This is a genomic window from Candidatus Pelagibacter bacterium nBUS_30 (genome assembly GCF_051201245.1).
In the GTDB taxonomy this organism is placed as follows: domain Bacteria; phylum Pseudomonadota; class Alphaproteobacteria; order Pelagibacterales; family Pelagibacteraceae; genus Pelagibacter.
This window is the reverse complement of sequence record NZ_CP172842.1, coordinates 1-21,366: the sequence shown is the minus strand read 5'-3', so window position 1 is coordinate 21,366 and position 21,366 is coordinate 1. Positions and strand designations below refer to the sequence as shown.

The window sequence follows — 21,366 nt, the reverse complement described above, 5'->3', positions numbered from 1 at the left end:
AGCTTTTATATTATAAAAAATTATGAAAAATGAATTTGAACAAATAAGTATTAAGCCTGGATTTATGAAACAAAATGGGGGTGTTTTATTTAGAACAATATCTGATACAGAATATGAATTTAAATCTAGGATTAATGAAAATCATTTAAATGCAGCTGGAATAACTCATGGTGGTTATTTATCAGCACTAATTGACGCTGGAGCAGGGACTGCAGCCCACAGAGCTTCTGGTAATGCACCATGTGTCACTATTTCTTTAGATTTAAAATTTATTGGTGCATCTAAAGTAGGTGACGAATTAACAGGATTTACAAAAATACTAAAAAAAACGAATACACTTGTATTTTTATTTTGTGAATTAAGATGTAATGATAAAATCATTACTTCCGCCTCTGGAGTTTGGAAGATTTTAAAAATCAAACCTTCAAATTTAGGTCCTGGTGGTTAATTATTCTTTTCTTCTATAATTCAAATAACCAAAAATTATTAATAGTAAAATTGCTATAGGATAAATAACTCTTTTGTTTGGTCTGTCTGTATTTTCTATCTTAAATTCACTTATATAATCACCCATTTCAAAACCACTTTTTTTAGCTTGTCCGTTCCACTTTAAATTGTCAACTATAGTTCTATTTTCTTCTTTAACTAAGATAATTCCATACTCTTCTAAATTATATTCATTTTCAAAAGTATTTTTATCAATCACAAATAGTTTATATCTTTCACCATACAGACTTGGTCTTGTAATTTTAAATCGTACTTCTTTTTTTGGGTCCAATATTACTGAATTAATTTTATCAATATCTTGATAATTATACTTAGGATAAAATTTATTAAGAACAAACTCAGGAGACAATAATGAAAGAGAAATTATTAAAAAAATAATTATTTCATGCCATTTTAATTTATTAATAAACCAGCCTTGAGTTGCCGAAGTAAATACTAATATTCCTGCTAAGGAAGTGATGATAACTACTATTGCATGCCAAATATTTTCTACCCCTATTAGAAGTAACTCATGGTTAAATAAAAAAACAATGGGTAATATTCCTGTTCTTAAACTATACCAAAAAGCTTGCAAACCAGTTCTTAGAGGGTCTCCACCTGAAATAGCAGCAGCAGCATAAGATGCAAGACCTACAGGAGGTGTTACATCTGCCATTAATCCAAAATAAAAGACAAATAAATGAACTGCAATTAATGGAAAGATAAATCCTGATGCATTTCCAACATCAACCAAAACAGTTGCCATTAGTGATGCAACAACCACATAGTTTGCTGTTGTTGGTAATCCCATTCCTAATAACAAACATAATATTATTGTTAAAAATAATAATATTGTAACATTGTCTTTTGCAATAGACTCTATGACGATAATTAAATTTGTACTTAATCCTGTAGATCCAACAGCTCCAACTATTATTCCAGCTGTTGCTATCGCTATACCCACACCAACCATATTTAAGGCACCTTTTTCAAAACCTACAATAGTTTGATTAAACCAAATTTTAATTGGTTTTTTAAAACCTTCACCTTTAAAAAATAGATAAATTAAATTAACAAAAATAAGTGAGATTGTTGCATAAAAAATAGAGTATGAAGCGGTAAACCTTAGATAAACCAGCATATAAATTAATACAAAAATAGGTATTAAAAAATGAAGACCTGAAAGAAATGTTTTTTTTAAATTTGGCACATCTGCATTATCCATTCCTTTTAAATTTAATTTCAAAGCTTCTAGGTGAGAAATATAAAATAGTGCTACATATGAAATAATTGCTGGTAAAAAAGCATGTTTTACGATTTCAAAATAAGTAACCCCAATAAAACTTGCCATCACAAATGCTGCTGCTCCCATTACGGGTGGCATCAATTGACCATTTACAGAAGATGAAACTTCAATGGCTCCTGCTTTTTCTTTAGAAAAACCAGTTTTTTTCATAATTGGAATTGTGAAAGTTCCTGTAGTAACTGTATTTGCTATGGATGAACCTGAAATTAAACCAGTCATTCCTGAGCCTAGAATTGCAGCTTTTGCAGGTCCACCTTTCATTTTTCCTACCATTGCAAAAGCTAAATCTAGAAAATATTTTCCACCACCTGCTGTTTCTAGAAGAGCTCCAAATAGTACAAATAAAAATATAAAATCTACAGAAACTCCTATTGGAATTCCAAAAATAGCTTCTTGATCTAGCCATTGAAAACCAACTAATCTATTTAATGAAAGCCCACCATGGGAAATTATTTCTGGTGCGTATCTACCAAAGTAAGAAAATAATAAAAAACATATTGCAATAATCACCAAAGGTAAACCTATTGCACGTCTAGTTGCCTCAAGTAAAATTATAATGCCACAACTACCAACTATTAATTCAATTGGAAGATTAATGCTGTCTCCAATTTGAAGATTTAAAAGTACTCCACCACGATCAACAAGCTGATCATAAAAAAAATATATATAAAGACATGAAAAAGCAGCAACCAAACTAATTATAATATCAAATATTGAAATTTTTTTATTTTTGGTAATTGGAAAAATTAAAAATGCTAAAGTCAAAGCAAAACCTAAATGAATAGCTCTAGCTGGTAGACCTTTAAACATTCCAACATTAAACATAAAGGGAAATGGTGATGCATACCAAAGTTGAAATAAAGACCAAATGATTGCAATAGCTGCAACCACTTTTAAATGAAAGCCTGTAAGATTTTTAGTTGGTGACAAATCTTCGTTAATCTTACTTTTTACATTTTCATTAATACTTTGATTCATTATGAAAAAGATACTCTATTATAAAAAAAAGGCCCGATAAAAATCAGGCCTTTTAATTAAATTATTCAATTGGATTACATTAATCCAGCTTCTTTGTAATATTTAATTGCACCTGGATGTAGTGGAGCAGATAAGCCATCTTTAATCATGTTTTTCTTTTCCAAAAATCCAAAAGCAGGATGTTGTTTTTTGAAATCATCAAAATTTTCCATCACAGCTTTTACAACTAAATACACAAGTTCATCAGAAACATCAGCAGAAGTTACTACAGTAGCTTTTACACCAAAAGTTGTAGCATCTTTTTTCTGACCTGTATAAGTTCCTTTAGGAATAATAGCTTGTGCATAATAGTCAGCACCATTTATTAAACCTTGAACTTCAGAACCTGTTAAATTTATTGGCGATGCTTTAGCAGCACAAGTTGCAGCTTGTTCCATGGCACCATTAGGAAAACCTACTGAATAACCAAAAGCATCAATTTTACCATCACACAAAGCTTTTACTTGTTCAGAAGATGTAAGTTCAGTTGTTGATTTGAAATAACTATTATCAACACCCATTGCTTTCATTAATTCTTCCATAGTTCCTCTTTGTCCTGAACCAGGGTTACCAATGTTAACAACTTTTCCTTTTAATCCAGCAAAATCTTTAATCTTTGCTTTTTTTCTAGCCCAAATTTGAAAAGGCTCATTATGAACTGAGAAAACAGCTCTTAAATCACTGTACTGTTTTCCTTCCCATTTGCTAGATCCATTTACAGCATGATATTGCCAATCAGACTGAGCTACACCAAATTGAAATTCACCAGCTGCTATTTGACCAATATTATAATTTGATCCTCCAGTTGATGGTGCAGTACATCTATATGCCTTAGCTGTACCTTTTTTTCTTCCGTGTTCAGCACTTATTGCTGATTTGTGTAACATTTTACAAATAGCATTACCTGTTTGGAAATAAACTCCAGTAGGTCCACCAGTTCCTATCGTGAAGAACTCAGCTGATTTTGCTACACCAGTTAAAGACAAAGATGCAACCAATATCAGTAAAGCACTTGATAGAGATGTAATTATTTTTTTCATTATTTCTCCCTCTATATCGTTATTTTTATAAGTTAATTTTAACAGAAAATGTTTAGATGTGTATAGTAAGATTTTATATTGATTCAGACCATTTTTTTAACTTATCAACACCTCCAATAATTTTAGGTGCAAATTCATTTATAAGATCATTATCAATTTTTTGATTTACATCAATTTTATTCATAAATTTTTGACCATCAAAATCAGTAAAGCTCAATCTTGCCAACATTTTGTTTTGATCAAAACCAAAATCAGATCCAGGTAACAAGGCTACACCTGTACCATTCAATATGCTACCACACATTTCTGATGAAGTATTAAATTTTTTATTTAAAAACTCAGGCATTAAATAAAAGCCTCCTTGAGGCTCATTGATCAAAATTTTATTAGATTTTAGATTTTCATAAACATAGTTACCAACTGCACTTAAAATTTTTCTGGATATATTAATATAGTTTGAATGATCATTGTTATAAGCTGTTATCGCTGCATATTGAATAGGTGCACTAACAGCAGAAAAAGTTTCGCTAGCTAAGACATTAATCATATCTCTAATTTGTATTAATGAGTCTGGTACTAAAAAATAACCTAATCTCCATCCTCCAGCTCCACACCATTTGCTTAATCCAGTACTAACAATTGTTTTATCCGGGCAAAAATTAGAAATAGATTGATAATTATCTTTAAAACTTAATTCTGAGTATATTTCATCAGACAAAATAATAAGATTATACTTTTTAGCAATATCAGCAATTTCCTCTAAATTTTCACAAATTTGACCTGATGGATTATTTGGTGAATTTAAGAATAATAAATAATTTTTATTTTTATCCTTTAAAATAATCTCCTCAATTTCCGAAGCGGTTGGAAACCAATTATTCTCTCTTTTTGTTTGTAAAATTTGTGTTTTATTTCTGCCCAGTATTGCTTGTGGAGCATATGAAACCCAACTAGGAGCAGGTAAAATAATTTCTCCGTCAAATATAACATGTAATAAAAACATTAATTCTTTTGAACCAGGTCCAATAATTACATTTTCAGATTTATAATCATGATTTTTTCTTTTTGATGTGTATTTTGCTACTGCCTTCCTTAATTCCAAAAGACCTTGCATTGGTAGGTATTTATTTTGATGTGCGTTATTTTTAAGTTCTTCAACAACATCCTCTGGAACTTTAAATGGTGACTGTCCAAAGCCAAATTTATATATATTTTTTCCTTGTTCCTCTAATTTTCTTGAGGTTTCATTGATCAGTAAAGTAGAGGATGGTTTTAAATCTTTAACTAAATTTTTTAGCATTCTTTTTTTTTAAATTACTATTATAGAATTAATCTTAATTATGCTAATCTAAGTATAGTTTGTAGCAAAATGAGAACTTTTTATCCTCCGATTCGGTCATGTTTTAGTCTATCTTTGTTCTTTAACACCAACAATATCTGGTAGGTATAAAAAAAAGTACACCAAAGGTAGAAATGACTAAACACAAAATTACTGCTGTTCTCGGACCCACTAATACTGGCAAAACACATCTGGCTATCGAAACTATGCTTTCATTTGAGTCAGGCATGATTGGTTTTCCTTTAAGATTATTAGCCAGAGAAGTTTATGACAAAGTCATAAAAAAAGTCAGTGTAGATAAAGTTGCTTTAATAACTGGTGAGGAAAAAATTATTCCAACCAATGCTAAATATTTCCTATGCACAGTGGAGTCCATGCCAATTGATAAACATTTAGATTTTGTTGGTGTTGATGAAGTTCAAATGTGTGCTGATCACGAAAGAGGTCATATCTTTACAGATAGACTTTTAAACATGAGAGGTGAAAAACTTACAATGCTTATGGGTTCTAATACTATCAAAAATATAATTTCTAAATTAGATGGTGATATAGAATTTATAAATAGAGAAAGATTATCAAAATTAACATATGCAGGACATAAAAAAATTTCAAGAATAAATAGAAAAACAGCAATTATAGCTTTTTCAGCTGAAGAAGTTTATGCAATAGCTGAATTAATTAGAAGACAAAAAGGTGGAGCAGCAATTGTCATGGGATCTTTAAGTCCAAAAACTAGAAATGCTCAAGTAGAACTTTACCAATCTGGTGATGTTGACTTTTTAGTAGCAACGGATGCCGTAGGAATGGGCATTAATATGGACTTAGATTATGTTTATTTTTCTAATCTTAAAAAGTTCGATGGAAAAAAATTAAGAAAACTAAATTTATCTGAAATAGGTCAAATTGCTGGTAGAGCTGGAAGATATTTAAATGATGGTAGTTTTGGTGTTACTGGTGATTGTAAAGAAATTGCAGCTGAAGATGTAGAGCTATTAGAAAACCATAAATTTGAAGATATAAGGACTTTATTTTGGAGAAATTCAAACTTAAATTTTAATAATACCTTTAGTTTGATAAAATCTTTAGAAGAAAAACCACAGATGGGATGGTTACGTAAAATTCATGAATGTGAAGATGAAAAAGCTCTTAAATATTTTCTAAAAGATAAAAACCTATTAAATTTAAATTTTGATAAAAAATTACTCAGTCTTTTGTGGGAATGTTGTCAAATTCCTGATTTTGTCAAAAAAACATATGGAAATCATTATGAAGTCATAGGAAATGTTTTCAAATACCTCAGTAGCGGAAAACACCAAATCACAGATGATTTTATGAGATTACAGCTTATAAAGCTTGATAAATTGGAGGGAAATGTTGATTCTTTATCAAATAGAATTGCAAATGTTAGAACTTGGTCATATGTTTCGAATAAAAATAATTGGACAGAAAATCAAGATTATTGGATTGAAAAAACAAAACATTTAGAAGATAGACTTTCAGACAGACTTCATGAAGAACTTACCAAAACATTTATTGATAAAAGGGCAAGCGTTCTTGCCAGAGGCTTAAAACAAGACATGGAATTTAAAACAGAAATTTTAGAAAATAATAATGTTATGATTGACAACCATTTTATTGGGAAAATAAATGGTCTTAAATTAGAGCTAGATTTAAAAAAAGGTGCACTAGAGACAGATATTAAATCATTAAAAAAGGCTGCAAGACAATCAATAGGCCCTGAGCTTGAGAAAAGAATTCAAACAATTATTGATACAGGTTTGATTAAATTAAATGATGACTTTAAAATTTACTGGAATGATTTTCCAATAGCTAAGTTAATAAGTGGTAATGACTATCTGAATCCTAACTTTGAGCTTATTATCGACGAAACTGTTGAAAAAACTCAAAAACAAAAGTTAAGTGAGTATATTGATAAATGGATACAAAATAAAATTAATACTATTCTTAAAAGCCTAGTTGATTTGAAAAACCTAAAAGAGAATAATTCATCAGTAAAAGCTTTAGCATATCAACTATATGAAAATAATGGTGTTTTAAAAAGAGAACAAGTCACAGAATATCTAAAAACACTTGAGCAGAATGAAAGAAAAATTTTGAGAGAACTTGGTGTAAAATTTGGAAGGTACCATGTTTTTTTATATCAATTAATTAAACCAGAAGCTGTAGCATTAAGAACACTACTGTGGAAAAATTTTCATCAAAAATATTATAATTTAAAACCACCTACCTTTGGTTTAAATTTTTTAGAAGACAAAGATTCTAAAAATAAAAGTTTTATGTTGCTTTGTGGTTTTGAAAAATTTGAAAATTTATTTGTTAGAATAGATATTCTTGAAAGATTATTTATGTTAATTATAAATTCTTCAGGTTCAAATGAAAAAAAAGAGATAAAAATGATACCAGAAATGTTAAATCTTCTAGGTTGTAGTAAAGATAATTTCAAAAAACTTTTACAAAGAATGGGTTATAAAGTATTTAATAAAGATGAAGAAACCTTCTTTAAGTACAATCCCGTGAAAAAATTTAAAAAAATATTCACAAAAAAAACTGCAAATGAGAATCCATTTGGAATATTAAAAAATTTAAACTTTAAATAACTTTAAATGTTTTTAAAAAAAGATAATAAAAAAACTGAAGATAATTTTTTAATTAAAATTTGTGCATTATTAATTCATACTGCTAAAATAGATGAAAATTATAGTGAGAAAGAAGAGAAAATTATTAAAAAGACACTTTTAGAACTTGGCTCTTCATTAGAGAATTTAACTAAAATAATTAATGAGGCAAAAATTATTGAACAAAACTCAAACCAAATTTTAGATTTTACAAGAGAAGTTAAAAACTTGCCTGAAAATGATAAAATCAAAATAATTGAGTCTTTGTGGTCAATTATTTATTCAAATAATGAAGCGGATATTTATGAAACAAATTTAATGAGACGACTTGCGGGCTTGCTGTATATTGACAACAAAACTATGGGCGATATTAAAACCAAAGTTAAAACTAAAAATTTGTAATGACTTATATTGTTAATGATAAATGTATAAAGTGTAAACTAACCGACTGTGTTGATGTCTGTCCAGTCGATTGTTTTTATGAAGGTAAAAATATGCTTGTAATTAAACCGGATGAGTGTATAGATTGTGGCGTTTGCGAGCCAGAATGTCCTATTGATGCCATTACGGCAGATACTGAGCCTGGTAGTGAAAAATGGTTAGAAATTAACACAAAGTTTTCAGAGATCTGGCCAAACATAAGTGAAAAAAAAATCCTCTAGAGGATCATGAAAAATTTAAAAATGAGCAAAATAAGTACGAAAAATATTTTAAAGAAAATCTTTAAAGGTAAAGACAAAAACAAAGTGAAAAAAAAAGTTACTAAAACTAAAAAAGTCGTAAAAGCTAAAACTAAAGTTAAAAAAACTAAAAGAAAAGTAGTTACAAAAAAAAGTAAAGTTATTACTAAAAAATTACCTTCGAAATTAAAAAAAAATACTAAAATAACTGAGTCAAAAGAACAAACAAAAGTTGATAACTTAAGAATTTCTAAAAACAATGAAGTAAAACCTGAGATCAAAAAAGTAAAAAAACAGGAATCTGAAAAAAGAGAGTACAAAATTAAAGATCATATTGTTTATCCTAAACATGGTGTTGGTCAAATTACAGAATTCAAAAAAATAAATATAGGTGGAATAGATGTTGAGACCTATGTAATAAAATTTGAAAAAGATAAAGCTAATGGCATGGTCCCAGTCAATAAACAATCACACCTAAGGCCTTTAGCAACTATTAACCAAGTTAATAAATGTATATCAATTTTAAAAAGTAAGCCAAAAATTAAAAGATCTATGTGGAGTAGAAGAGCTCAAGAATATGAAGCTAAAATTTCATCTGGTAAAATTTATGAATTAGCAGAAGTTGTAAGAGATTTAAATAAAGGTGATGATCTAATGGTTGATCAATCTTACAGTGAGAGACAACTGTTTGAAAAAGCCTATGAGAGAATTTTATCTGAATTTCAAATTGTTCTCAATGTATCGTTAGAGGATACGCAGAAAAAACTGGATAAAGCTTTAAAAAGAAACTTAGGTGGTCAAGCGGCGCCTACAACACAAGCTCCAAAAAGTACTTCTACGGAATTACCTGTAGAAGAGCCCATTCCTGAAAACGACGAAAATATTGAAGAATAAAAAAAACGCCTCTCACACAAATTGTAATGAGAAGCGTTTTTAATAAAGATTAGATAATTACTATCTTTTTCTTTTCTTAGCTTTTTTAGCCTTTTTTGCTTTTTTCTTAGTTTTCTTCTTTGCTGCTTTTCTTTTAGTTTTTTTAGCAGCTTTTTTTCTTTTCTTAGGCATCTTTAGCTCCCTGTTTAAGTTAAACGAATCAATTTGATTCGCTATTACTATATTTTTATTTTTTTATATAAGTTATGTCAATTCTTTAATTAAAACTTAAATTTAAAAAAAAATAATTTTTATTTTTAATTTTTTTTAAAATTTATTTAATTAATTTAGTTAATGTTTATGCGGATAATATACGGTTTATAAATTATGCTTTAATAGAGTTTTTCTAATTGATCTTTATATTTTTCTGTAACTTTTTTTCTTTTTACTTTCATTGTTGGTGTCATTAAACCGTTTTCAATAGAAAAATTTTCATCTATCAATTGAATTTTTTTAATTTTTTCTAATAAAGTTAATTTTTTATTTATTTTTTCAATTACAATTTTTATTTTATCTTTTTCTTTTGCAAAGTCTTTGCTGGGGACTATTAAAGCAACTAAATAATTTTTTTTATCTCCATAAACCATACATTGATCAATTTCTGTTTCATTTGTAATCAAATTTTCAATTTTAGCTGGAGAAATATTATCTCCTCCTGCATTTACAATAATATCTTTTTTTCTATCTGTAATTTTTAAATAACCATCTTCTTGGTCAATTTCTCCTATGTCACCCGTATAAAGCCACCCATCAATAATTACTTTGTCGGTTTCTTCTTTTTTATTCCAATATCCCAACATTACATTTTCACCCTTAACTAAAATTTCTCCATCATCAGCTATTTTAACTTCGTTTCCTTTAAAAGGAGGACCAACAGTTTCGACTTTAATCTTGTGTATAGGATTACAACTTACTACTGGTGATGTTTCTGTTAAACCATAACCTTGAAGTGTGGGTAGCCCTACAGAATTCAAAAATTCTCCTATCTCTCTGTCCAGAGCACCTCCACCAGAAACAAAGGCTTTTAAGTTTCCACCAAACTGCTTTTTTATTTTTCTTCTAACTAATATTTCAACTGTTAAATCTACTAACCTTTCATAAAAAGTCATTTTTTGATTTAATAATTTTTTATTACCAAGTCGAAGAGTTGCATTAATTAACTTTTCTTTAAAACCTGTTTGTTTTTTTAAATTATTATTAATTTTGTTATAGAGATTTTGATAAAATCTTGGAACAGCCGTCATAATTGTAGGTTTTGACTCAGACATATTTTCTAAAAGTTTTTCTATTCTTTCAGCATAAAAAACCTTTGCTCCTACAGCAATCTGAGCAAATTGTACGCAGTGTTCATAAGAATGTGAAAGAGGGAGCCAAGTTAAAAACACTGGTCTTGAATTAAATAATGGCTTCATAATTTCACAAGCTCCTACAAGGTTGTTTAAAATACCACCATGACTTAAGATTACACCTTTTGGGTTTCCTCCAGTTCCTGAAGTATAAATTATACAAGCAGGCGAAGTTCTTTTTAATTTATTATTTTTAATTTTATCTTCTTCTAATAAATTATTTTTTAATATTGCACCAAAATCTATATATTGTTCTTTATTAGTTAAATCTAAATTATTAATGACTTTATCGATTTCATCTAATGTAATAACTTTTTTAATATAATCTTTTTTATTAATAGTGTTGCTTAATTTCCTTAGCATTTCATTGTTTGAAACTATTACTAAACTTGGCTCACAATCTTCAATTAAGTACTTGTAATCCTCTTCTGTATAAGTTGTATATGCTGGGACTGTAATTCCACCAGACAACATGATTGCTAAATCAGAAATAAACCACTCAGGTCTATTCTCAGATACTAATAGACATCTATCACCCTCTTTTATATTTTGTTTTATCACTTTGGATAATTTAAAAATATTTTTTTGAGTCTCTTCCCATGTATATGTTTTTTTATTATTTGGGTTTAACCACTGTAAAAAAATACTTTCTTTATTTTGTTTATCTACTTGATAAAAAAATAATTCAACTAAACTATTAAAATTATCTAAATTCATAATCATTTGGTGGGCGAAGAGAGAATCGAACTCTCACTTCTTGCGAAACACGATTTTGAGTCGTGCGCGTCTACCAGTTCCGCCATTCGCCCTTTTATTATTAATTAATTAATATTTTAAATAGTATAAGAACTCAAATTATAATAAAACCAAAAAATGTTTAAAACTCTTTACAAAAAATGTTTAAACTTAGCTGCCCATAAAAGTTCAAATTTTTTCTTGGGCGTTGTATCATTTGTAGAAAGTTCTTTTTTTCCTATACCACCTGATGTCATGATTATCCCTATGGTTATAGCTAAAAAGAAAAATTACTTAAAAATCTTTTTAATAGCTTCAATATTTTCAGTCTTGGGAGGTATTTTTGGCTACATGCTTGGTGCTATTTTTTTAGATACGGCAATGAATATAATTGAATTTTATGGGTATGAAAAAAAGGTAGTCAGCATAAAAAATAATTTGTCTCAAGGTGAAGGTTTTCTTGCTTGGCTGAGTATTCTTTTTTTAGCTGGCTTTACTCCTCTACCATATAAAGCATTCACTATCGCAAGTGGATTGATTGGTTTTAACATATTAGTCTTTATGATAGTGAGTTTGATCTCAAGAAGTCTAAGATTTTTCCTTATCTCATATCTATCTTATAAATTTGGTGATTTGTTTTCTGAATTTATGGAAAAATATGGTTCAAAATGGTTTACCTTTTTAGGTTTATTGATAATTTTGATATTTTTTATCATGCTTATAATTTTAAAATTTAATGCTTAATCAAAATAAAAAAAAAATTCTTATACTTACGTTTTTAATAAGTTTATTTGCATTAATTTCTGCCTACTTCATTGAATATATTTTAGGTCATCAACCATGTAATCTATGTTTGATTGAGAGAATACCTTATATTATAGCTTTAATTATAATTACAATTAACTACAAGTTTAATCATTTAGAAAGGTATTTAATACTTTTGTTGGTCTTTGTTTTTTTGACTAGCACGCTAATATCTTTATATCATTTGGGAATTGAGCAAGGTTTTATTAAAGAGTCTCTTGTCTGTGATCTTAAAAATAGTTCAAAAATCTTATCTAAAGAAGAAATATTACAGCAATTACAGCAAAAAATAGTCAGCTGCAAAGATGTAACATTTAAAATTTTAGGTTTTTCACTTACAACGCTAAATATAATTATATCTTTATTAATAACAATAGTTTTTACTAAAATATATTTTTCGTATGACAAAAATTAATAAGAAAAAAATAGAAGAGTTTATAAGAGTGGATCACGCTGGTGAACGTGGAGCTATAAAAATATATGAAGGCCAATTACTAGCTCTTAATACTTTTATAAAAGATGATGATTTAAAAAAGACAATTGAAGAAATGAAGAAACATGAAAAAGAACATTGCGATTATTTTGAAAATGAAATTAAAAAAAGAAATATTAACCCAACTAAACTATTGCCTCTTTGGGATTTAATGGGTGTAGGGTTAGGTTTTGGTTCGACAATATTAGGAAAAAAAGCAGCAATGCTTTGTACAGCTTCTGTTGAAGAGGTAATAGATAAACATTATTTAAATCAAATTAAACAACTAGGTAATGATGAAAAAAACCTTAAGAAAAAAATAGTAAAATTTAGAGAAGATGAAATAAATCACAAAGATATAGCCTATGAAAAAGGGGCAACTAAGAAAGGTATTTATTCAATACTAGATAAAGTTATTAAAACAGGATCAAAAATCGCAATAAATATTTCTGAAAAGATTTAGGACTCTAGTTCCACATCCCAATATAGATAATCCATCCAACTTTTATGTAAAAAGTTAGGAGGAAAGTTTTTACCATTTTTGTGTAAATCTTCCGTTGATGGTCGATAAGGGCTTTGATTTAATTGCATATCTGAGTATTTTAGTAATTTTCCACCCTTCTTAACATTGCATGATGAACAAGCTGTAACAACGTTGTCCCAATTGGTTTCACCACCCTTAGATCTCGGCAGAAGATGGTCAAAAGTAAGTTCTTCATTACTTCCACAATATTGACAAGAAAACTTATCTCTTAAAAAAACATTAAACCTTGTAAAGCTTGGCTTTGTTTGTGGCACAATATAATCTTTTAAAGCAATAACACTAGGTAATTGCATACTAAATGAAGGGCTTCTTATTGTCCTGTCATAATTACTAACAATAATAACTCTATCAAGAAAAACTGACTTTACAGTATCTTGCCAAGACCATAAAGATAAAGGATAATAGCTTAGTGGTCTATAATCAGCATTAAGAACTAATGCTGGACACTTTTGTAATGATACATTTTGCTCAAAAAAATCATTCATGATCTAATGTTAACTCAGTTAAAGAATTTTTTCAATAATAAGAAAGATTATATTTTTTTTAAAATATAATTAAGTGCTGTACTTGAAGCTTTCAGAGGAATATGATGATCACAATCTTTAATTAGTAGTGTCTCAACCTCAACACTATTTCTAATTAAAAAATCTTTTGCCTCTAATAAATGTATTGAAGGCACAACCTGATCAACATCACCATGTATTAATAATGTGTCTGTCGAATTATTTATTCTTTCTTTTAAATTATCCTGATTAATAATTTTTCCCGAAAAACCAACTATACATAAAAATTTTTCTCTAGAAGTGAGACCAACGTTTAATGACATCATGCATCCCTGACTAAATCCAGATAAGCAAATTTGATTATGTGTTAAATTAAATTCTTTTTTAATTTCTTCAATAAAATTTTTAATCTTATTTTCAGCTATAATTGATTGATCTAATATGTAACTAGGATCCTCCTTAGTTAAATCAAACCATTGATAACCTGTAGGATTTACAACACATTTCTCGTGCCCATTTGGACATATAAAAACAGTATTGGGCATATGTCTCTTCCAGTTTAAAGACAGCATACTAATATCTTTTCCATCTCCTCCATATCCATGGAGTAAAATCACTGCATTTTTTATCTCGAGTCCATTTTCTGGTCTAATTATTATTGAGTCTAGGCAAAATGTCATAGTTAACTAATTATGTTTTTTATTTTTAAAAACACTCTACAATAATTAAATGATTTCAGGAATATTAGTTAAAATATTATCAATAGTACTTTTGATATTGGTTGCCGTAGTACTAATTCTAGGAATAGGAACTCTTTTTAAAGGTGGAGAAACTAGCAAAAAATATTCAAATAAATTAATGCAAATGAGAGTTCTGCTTCAATTTATAGCTATACTAGTTCTTGTCAGCTTTGCATATTTTTTTAAAAATTAATTATACGTCTTAAGCCAACTAATAAATTTTTTATCATCGAAATCAATTGAACCAATTATTCTCGCAAATTCTTCACCGTTTTTATTAATTAAAATTGATGTTGGAACTCCACGTAATGAAAATTTTTTAGCAAGTGTTATTGGTGGATCAAAATATGGTTCAAAATTTTTTATATTAAAATCCTCAAAAAACTTATTAACTTTTATTTTATTTTCTTTTCCAATATTTATTGGAAAAACTTTTAAATTAACTAACTCTGAATTAACTTGTAATCTATCTAATGATGGCATCTCTTCTTTACATGGCTCACACCAGGTTGCCCAAAAATTTAATATAATTAAATTTCCATCAAAATTTGAAATGTTAATTTCGTGATCTTTTTTATCTAAAAAAATAACATTATTATGAGTTTTTACGTCTTTATGAATAACTATATTTTTTATCTCAGATACATCATTAGCAAAGACATTTGTAACCAAAAAAGTAAATAATATTAAAAATCTCATGGTAAATAGGTATAATTAAATATCATGGTAAAAAATAAAAACAACCAAGCAATATGGAACACTCGTATTAAAAAGAGTGCCTCTTCTTTATTTCAAAAAGTTGGTAATTCAATAGACATTGATAAGCGACTTTACAAAGAAGATATCCAAGGATCTATTGCTCATGTGGAAATGTTATTTAAACAAAAAATAATTTCTTTTAAAATTAAAAATAAAATTATCTATGGTCTAAACAAAATAGAAAAAGAAATATCAAATAAAAAATTTGAATTTAATAAAAAATATGAAGATATTCATATGAATATTGAAAAAAGACTATTTCAAATAATTGGTGAAGAAGCAGGATATGTTCACATTGCAAGATCAAGAAATGATCAAGTAATTACAGATCTTAAAATTTGGATAAGATTTTCAACAAAAGAGATTAATGTTTTAATAGATAAAATTATTAACAGCACGTTAAAACTAGCTGAAAAAAATGTAGACACTATTATGCCTGGCTTCACACATCTTAAAAATGCTCAAGCAGTTTCTTTTGCTCATTATTTAATGGCTTATGTTGAAATGTTTAATAGAGATAAAAAAAGATTTATTAATAATTTAGATAGTTTAGATGAAAATCCTTTAGGTGTTGCTGCTTTAACTGGAACGTCTTTTAATATTGATAGAAATTATACAACTAAAAAGCTTGGTTTTAAAAGAGCTACTAATAATTCAATTGATACTGTTTCAGATAGAGATTTTGTTTTAGATTTTTTATATAGTGTATCTGTATGTTCTATGCATATTTCAAGAATTGCTGAGGAACTTATTATTTGGAGCTCCGATGGTTTTAATCTAATAAATTTATCTGATAAGGTGGTTACTGGCTCATCCATAATGCCCCAAAAGAAAAACCCCGATCTTTTAGAATACTTGCGAGGAAAGACCGGAGGCGCCTATGGAAATTTATTTTCTATGCTTACAATTTTGAAAGGGTTGCCACTTTCATATTTTAAAGATCTTCAAGATGATAAAGAAATTATTTTTAAATCAAATGATACTCTTGTCAATTGTCTTAAAATATTTGATGAAATTCTCAAAAATTCTAAGCCTAATAAAAAACAAATGTTAAAACTTGCAAATTCTGGATTTATTACGGCAACAGACCTAGCTGATCATCTTGTAAAAAATCACTCAATGTCTTTTAGACAAGCTTATCAAAAAACTGCTGCTATTGTTAATTTGGCAGAGAAGAAAAATAAAAATCTTAACGAATTTACCCTAGAAGAATTAAAGAAAATTGTGCCAAAATTGACAAATGATGTTCTAAAAGTGTTTGATTTGAGGAATTCTATAAATTCTAAAAGATCATATGGTGGAACATCTTTTGATAATATTAAAAAAATGATAATTAAATATAAAAAACAAAAATGATAAAAAAAATTTTTTTAACATTAATATTATGCTGCATTATGATTTCCTGTGGTAAAAAAGGAGACCCTGAATATAAAAATCCAGATCAAAAAGCTAGAATACAAAGTACCCTTATAAATAAGGCTTAATGAAATATATTAATAAAAAACTTACAATTGAGAGAGTTAGTGTACAAAATATTGCAATCAAATATGGTACACCAACTTATTGCTACTCCTTTAAAAAGCTAAATAATAATATTAATAATTTTAAAAAAAATTTTAGATCTTTTAATCCTTTAATATGTTTTGCTGTTAAATCTAACACTAATGTAGGTTTAATTAGAGAAATAAAAAAATTTGGCCTTGGAGCAGACGTAGTATCAATGGGTGAATTAATGATGGCACTAAAAGCAGGTATAAATCCAAAAAAAATTGTTTTTTCTGGAGTTGGAAAAACTTCAAATGAAATTAGTTATGCAATTGATAAAAAAATATTATTAATAAACGCTGAGTCTAAAAGTGAAATTATAGAAATTCATAGAATTGCAAAATTAAAAAAGAAAAAAGTACAAATTGGTATTAGATTAAACCCTAATACAGACGCAAAAACTTTAAGTCAAATTTCAACTGGAAAAAAAGAAAATAAATTTGGTGTTAATGAAAAAATATTTTTTGAGCTTATCAATTATTGCAAAAATTCAAATTATTTAGAGCTTAAATGTCTAAGTGTTCATATAGGAAGTCAAATTTTAGATCACAAACCCTATGAAAAAATGCTCAAAGTAATTGATAGAATTATTAAAAAAATAGATTATCAGTTCGAATTTATTGATTTAGGTGGGGGTATGGGTATTTCCTATAATGATAATGATAAAAAACTTGATTACACAAAATATAATCTTGCTATTAAAAAATTTTTAAAAAACCACAAATCAAAAATAATATTTGAACCTGGCAGGTCAATTGTGGGTAACACAGGAACTCTTATTTCAAAAATTATATATATAAAAAAAAGTGAAAGAAAAAATTTTATAATTCTTGATGCTGCAATGAATGATTTATTAAGACCTGCTTTATATGGTACAACCCATAAAATGCTACCTTCAATAAAAACTAACAAAAAATCTAAAAAAATTTATGAGTTTGTTGGTCCAATTTGTGAAAGTACTGATAAATTTACAACGTTAAAAAACTTCCAAGAACTTAAAGAAAAAGATCTAGTTGCTATTTGCGATGTTGGTGCATACGGAATGTCATTGAGTTCAAATTATAATGTTAGACCTAAACCTTTAGAATTATTAATCAAAGGTTCAAAAATAAAGATTATAAGAAAAAGACAAAAGCATAAAGATTTAATGTAGCTTTTGATAACAATGATTAGAAACTCAATATTTTCAATTTTCTTTTTTTCTGGAATAATAATTATTTCATTAATTTTTTTGCCTGCATTTTTTTTACCTCAAAAGGTTATTCTTATTGGTGGAAAGTTAATGGGCTATTGGACTAGCTTTTGTCTTAAGTTTTTTTTATCAACAAAAATCGTAATCAAAGGAAAAAAAAATATCATTAATAATGAAAAATTTTTTATAGCCGCATCACATCAATCAATGTTTGAAACGTTTTTTCTACAAACAATTTTTAACTCACCTGTATTTATTCTCAAAAAAGAATTACTTATGATACCTATCTTTGGATGGTACTTAAAAAAAATTGGATCTATTTCAATAAAGAGAAATAAAGTTACTAAAGATAATTTAAGTTTCTTTGACGATATTTCAGAGGTTATAAATAAATCAAAGCGACCCCTTATAATCTTTCCTCAAGGAACGAGGGTTTTACCAAATGAAAGACCGCCATTTAAAAAAGGTGCTTCAAGAATTTATGAAGAATTAAAAATAAACTGTCAACCAGTCGCTATCAACTCTGGATATGTTTGGCCCAAAATAGGACTAAAACATAGTCACAAAACTATTACTATTTCAATTTTAGAACCAATTGTTGCTGGATATTCAAAACAAGAGTTTTTAAAAATTTTAGAGAATAATATTTATTCTGAACTTAACTTTTTAGACTAGCCTTTCATTGGCATAACAACAAATATACTATCAAAATCTCCTGGGTCTTTTATTAAAGCTGGTGAACCTGTATCATTAAAAAATATCTCAACTTTTTCTCCATCTAATTGGGACGCAACATCAATTAAATATCTTGAATTAAAACTTATTTCTAAATCATGATCAAATTTTACATTCAATGTCTCTTTACCATCACCACTGTTAGTATTATTTACAGAAAGATCCAAAGTATCTTTTGATAAGTTAAATTTTACTCCATCTTTTTTATCTAGCGATACTGAAGCAACTCTATCAACAGAGTTTAAAAATAGTTTTAAATCTATCTCTAATTTTTTTTGATTATTTTTAGGTATTACCTGTATGTAATTTGGAAATTTTCCATCAATAAGTTTTGAAATCAATACACTATTATTTAATTCAAACTTGATTTTAGATTTTATATTAGAGATTTTTACATCTCCATCATAACTATCCAATAAAGAGCATAACTGAAAAATAGTTTTTTTGGGTAATATAATTGGTTCAAAATCAATTTTCTGATCTAGTCTAATTTTTGAAATTGACATTCTGTGGCTATCAGTTGCAACAGCTGTTAAATAATTTTTATCCTCTACTTCAGTTTGATGTAAATAAATTCCACTTAGATAATGTCTTGTTTCATCATTTGAAACAGAAAATTTACATTTATTTAATAATTTTAAAAGTTGTTTTGATTTCATAACAAACTCATTTTGATTGAAATTTTCATCTGTTAATGGAAACTCTGTTGCACTAATACAATTTAGATTAAAGATAGATTTTTCAGACTCAACCTGTAATTTACTAATGTCCGTTAAAGAAAGATTTATTTTTTTACCTGAAGAAAATTTTCTTATAATATCATACATGATTGAAGATGTTGTTGTTGTTCTACCTTCTTCTAGTATCTCCACATTATTTAATTGATGAATAAATATCAAATCTAAATCTGTAGCTGTTATCGTCAAATTTGAATTACTTACATCCAGTAAGATATTAGACAAAATTGGAAGAGTGCTACGTTTTTCAATTACACCCTGACAATAATTTAAAGCTTGCTGCAAATCTTGCTGATTAACGTTAAATTTCATTTTCTTTGTTATTATATAATATCTGGTTTTTTAACTTGTCAATATTTTGAACCGTTTCAGGGTCTTTTTCTTTAATTTTTTCAATAGTTTTTACCGAGTGGATAATTGTCGTATGATCTCTATTAGAAAATTCTCTCCCTATTTCAGGTAAAGACTTAGATGTTAAAATTTTAGTAAGATAAATAGCTGTTTGTCTTGGTCTAACAAGATATCTAGATCGTCTAGATGACAACATTTCATTTTTACTAATTTTAAAAAATTTACAAACTACAGTTTGTATTAAATCTATCGTTACTTTGTTTTCTGATAAATTTAATAAGTCTTTTAAGATAGCTTTTGTCTCAGTTAAATTTGGTACTTTGTTATAAATTCTTGAAAAAGAAACTATTCTATTTATAGCACCAACGAGTTCTCTTACACTTGCAGTAATTTCATTGCTTATAAAATCTTCAATTTCTTTAGAAACCTGAATTTGATTCACATAAAGATTATTTAATTCTTGAGTTTTATTTTCGACAATTTTCTTTCTAAGCTCATAGTCTGGTTTTTGAATATCAACAACCAGACCACCTGAAAACCTAGATTTAATTCTTTCTTGAATTCTTGATAATTTATTTGGTGCTCTATCAGCTGATATAACTATTTGAGAACCTTTATCCAATAATGCATTAAAGGTATGAAAAAACTCTTCTTGCATAGCTTCTTTGCCACTAATAAATTGAATATCATCTATCAATAAAATATCTGTATTCCTAAAGTATTCCTTAAACTTAACCATATCATTCGATTTGATTGATTTTACAAACTGATACATAAAACGTTCAGCTGATATAAACATCACTTTGTTATTTTTTTTTAGTTCAAGACCAATAGAATTTAGAAGGTGTGTTTTACCCATTCCAACTCCACCATAAATATAAAGTGGATTATAATGAGATATGTTTTCTGATATTTTTAAAGATGCCTCATATGCAAGTTTATTACTTGAGCCTGTTATAAAATTATCAAATCTTTTATTTGGATCTATTCGGTTGTACTGTAGATAAGAATCTTTTATAAATGAGATATTTTCACTTCTATCTAAGGGTTTATTGGTGGTCTTCTGTTCTAACATCACACCCTGATCAACTATATTAAATTCAATTCTAATTATATTTTTTTTGTAAACTTTAATAATTTGTAAAATCTGATCTAAATATCTTGAAGTTATCCAGTCTCTAATAAATCTTGTTGGTACAGACAATAATATATAATTATTAAATTCATCTACAAACGAAATTTTTTTAAGCCAACTTTCAAAAATATCTTCTCCCAACTTATTTTTCATTTCAGCTTGGACTAACTTCCAATCAAAAATTTCTATCTTTGAACTATTTATATTTTTTATATTTGTAGAATTATTCATATTATTAAGAGAAAAACTTAGTTAGAACTAATATAAAAAATTTGCAACAACTTATTAATTATAAATAAAAAAAAATAAAATCTATGATTGTAGTTTTGTG

Annotated in this window: 20 protein-coding genes, 1 tRNA gene and 1 pseudogene; 12 read left to right on the top strand and 10 right to left on the bottom strand. The window is 27.5% G+C overall.

Features of this window, described 5'->3' with window-relative positions:
• Positions 1–22 precede the first annotated feature (22 nt).
• A complete protein-coding gene (locus ACIJYE_RS00110) occupies positions 23–448 on the top strand; it encodes a PaaI family thioesterase (RefSeq protein ID WP_435090336.1) in 426 nt (141 codons plus the stop codon).
• On the opposite strand, the gene ACIJYE_RS00105 is transcribed toward ACIJYE_RS00110, so the two are convergent.
• The 3 genes from ACIJYE_RS00105 to ACIJYE_RS00095 all read right to left on the bottom strand — a co-directional run bounded on the left by ACIJYE_RS00105 (position 449) and on the right by ACIJYE_RS00095 (position 5,149).
• Complete coding sequence (locus ACIJYE_RS00105; RefSeq protein ID WP_435090335.1) at positions 449–2,770, bottom strand: TRAP transporter permease; 2,322 nt, start codon at positions 2,768–2,770, stop codon at positions 449–451.
• A 74-nt stretch (positions 2,771–2,844) separates the two neighbouring features.
• Complete coding sequence (locus ACIJYE_RS00100; protein WP_435090334.1) at positions 2,845–3,849, bottom strand: TAXI family TRAP transporter solute-binding subunit; 1,005 nt, start codon at positions 3,847–3,849, stop codon at positions 2,845–2,847.
• A gap of 73 nt (positions 3,850–3,922) precedes the next feature.
• On the bottom strand, positions 3,923–5,149 hold the full coding sequence (locus ACIJYE_RS00095; protein WP_435090332.1) for a pyridoxal phosphate-dependent aminotransferase: 1,227 nt from the start codon (positions 5,147–5,149) through the stop codon (positions 3,923–3,925).
• 173 nt (positions 5,150–5,322) lie between these two features.
• Between ACIJYE_RS00095 and ACIJYE_RS00090 the strand changes: the two genes are divergently transcribed.
• From ACIJYE_RS00090 to ACIJYE_RS00075, 4 genes and pseudogenes are all read left to right on the top strand, one after another.
• Entirely contained in the window at positions 5,323–7,806 is a 2,484-nt protein-coding gene (locus ACIJYE_RS00090) for a helicase-related protein (protein WP_435090330.1), read from the top strand.
• A gap of 6 nt (positions 7,807–7,812) precedes the next feature.
• Positions 7,813–8,226, top strand: coding sequence for a TerB family tellurite resistance protein (locus ACIJYE_RS00085; protein WP_435090329.1), 414 nt, complete (start codon positions 7,813–7,815; stop codon positions 8,224–8,226).
• Positions 8,226–8,551, top strand: a pseudogene (gene fdxA / locus ACIJYE_RS00080) (ferredoxin FdxA). The gene ACIJYE_RS00085 and the pseudogene fdxA overlap by 1 nt, the downstream one beginning before the upstream one ends.
• Positions 8,493–9,398, top strand: a complete 906-nt coding sequence (locus ACIJYE_RS00075) for a CarD family transcriptional regulator (protein WP_435090327.1) — start codon at positions 8,493–8,495, stop codon at positions 9,396–9,398. The pseudogene fdxA and the gene ACIJYE_RS00075 overlap by 59 nt, the downstream one beginning before the upstream one ends.
• Positions 9,399–9,769: 371 nt before the next feature.
• Here ACIJYE_RS00075 and ACIJYE_RS00070 read toward each other — a convergent pair whose 3' ends face one another.
• Positions 9,770–11,500 (bottom strand): AMP-dependent synthetase/ligase, encoded by a 1,731-nt coding sequence (locus tag ACIJYE_RS00070; RefSeq protein ID WP_435090325.1) that lies wholly within the window; start codon positions 11,498–11,500, stop codon positions 9,770–9,772.
• Between the two features lie 7 nt (positions 11,501–11,507).
• Positions 11,508–11,592, bottom strand: a tRNA-Leu gene (locus tag ACIJYE_RS00065).
• A gap of 64 nt (positions 11,593–11,656) precedes the next feature.
• Between ACIJYE_RS00065 and ACIJYE_RS00060 the strand changes: the two genes are divergently transcribed.
• The 3 genes from ACIJYE_RS00060 to ACIJYE_RS00050 are packed head-to-tail and all read left to right on the top strand — an operon-like array spanning position 11,657 to position 13,257.
• Entirely contained in the window at positions 11,657–12,262 is a 606-nt protein-coding gene (locus tag ACIJYE_RS00060; RefSeq protein WP_435090324.1) for a YqaA family protein, read from the top strand.
• A complete protein-coding gene (locus ACIJYE_RS00055) occupies positions 12,255–12,737 on the top strand; it encodes a disulfide bond formation protein B (RefSeq protein ID WP_435090323.1) in 483 nt (160 codons plus the stop codon). Before ACIJYE_RS00060 ends, ACIJYE_RS00055 begins: the two co-directional genes overlap by 8 nt.
• On the top strand, positions 12,724–13,257 hold the full coding sequence (locus tag ACIJYE_RS00050) for a demethoxyubiquinone hydroxylase family protein (RefSeq protein WP_435090321.1): 534 nt from the start codon (positions 12,724–12,726) through the stop codon (positions 13,255–13,257). Before ACIJYE_RS00055 ends, ACIJYE_RS00050 begins: the two co-directional genes overlap by 14 nt.
• Here the strand turns inward: ACIJYE_RS00050 and ACIJYE_RS00045 are convergent.
• Together ACIJYE_RS00045 and ACIJYE_RS00040 are read right to left on the bottom strand one after the other, a co-directional pair.
• Complete coding sequence (locus tag ACIJYE_RS00045) at positions 13,254–13,823, bottom strand: HNH endonuclease (RefSeq protein ID WP_435090320.1); 570 nt, start codon at positions 13,821–13,823, stop codon at positions 13,254–13,256. The genes ACIJYE_RS00050 and ACIJYE_RS00045 overlap by 4 nt on opposite strands.
• Positions 13,824–13,870: 47 nt before the next feature.
• Positions 13,871–14,521, bottom strand: a complete 651-nt coding sequence (locus tag ACIJYE_RS00040) for an alpha/beta hydrolase (protein ID WP_435090319.1) — start codon at positions 14,519–14,521, stop codon at positions 13,871–13,873.
• A gap of 49 nt (positions 14,522–14,570) precedes the next feature.
• Between ACIJYE_RS00040 and ACIJYE_RS00035 the strand changes: the two genes are divergently transcribed.
• Positions 14,571–14,774 carry a twin transmembrane helix small protein gene (locus ACIJYE_RS00035; protein ID WP_435090317.1) on the top strand — a complete coding sequence of 68 codons (204 nt, stop codon included), beginning with the start codon at positions 14,571–14,573 and terminating at the stop codon, positions 14,772–14,774.
• Here the strand turns inward: ACIJYE_RS00035 and ACIJYE_RS00030 are convergent.
• Positions 14,771–15,280, bottom strand: coding sequence for a TlpA family protein disulfide reductase (locus ACIJYE_RS00030; RefSeq protein ID WP_435090316.1), 510 nt, complete (start codon positions 15,278–15,280; stop codon positions 14,771–14,773). The genes ACIJYE_RS00035 and ACIJYE_RS00030 overlap by 4 nt on opposite strands.
• Positions 15,281–15,304: 24 nt before the next feature.
• Here ACIJYE_RS00030 and argH point away from each other — a divergent pair, with 24 nt between their 5' ends.
• From argH to ACIJYE_RS00015, 3 genes are all read left to right on the top strand, one after another.
• Positions 15,305–16,696, top strand: a complete 1,392-nt coding sequence (gene argH / locus ACIJYE_RS00025) for an argininosuccinate lyase (protein ID WP_435090314.1) — start codon at positions 15,305–15,307, stop codon at positions 16,694–16,696.
• Between the two features lie 127 nt (positions 16,697–16,823).
• Positions 16,824–18,038, top strand: coding sequence for a diaminopimelate decarboxylase (gene lysA / locus ACIJYE_RS00020; RefSeq protein WP_435090313.1), 1,215 nt, complete (start codon positions 16,824–16,826; stop codon positions 18,036–18,038).
• 12 nt (positions 18,039–18,050) lie between these two features.
• The gene (locus ACIJYE_RS00015; RefSeq protein WP_435090311.1) at positions 18,051–18,752 is read left to right on the top strand and encodes a lysophospholipid acyltransferase family protein; all 702 of its coding nucleotides are present in this window, start codon (positions 18,051–18,053) and stop codon (positions 18,750–18,752) included.
• Here the strand turns inward: ACIJYE_RS00015 and dnaN are convergent.
• Both dnaN and dnaA read right to left on the bottom strand, forming a co-directional pair.
• Positions 18,749–19,861: a DNA polymerase III subunit beta gene (gene dnaN, locus ACIJYE_RS00010; protein ID WP_435090310.1), complete on the bottom strand. Its 1,113-nt coding sequence runs from the start codon at positions 19,859–19,861 to the stop codon at positions 18,749–18,751. The genes ACIJYE_RS00015 and dnaN overlap by 4 nt on opposite strands.
• Positions 19,851–21,266, bottom strand: a complete 1,416-nt coding sequence (gene dnaA, locus ACIJYE_RS00005) for a chromosomal replication initiator protein DnaA (protein WP_435090309.1) — start codon at positions 21,264–21,266, stop codon at positions 19,851–19,853. The genes dnaN and dnaA overlap by 11 nt, the downstream gene beginning before the upstream one ends.
• Positions 21,267–21,366 lie beyond the last annotated feature (100 nt).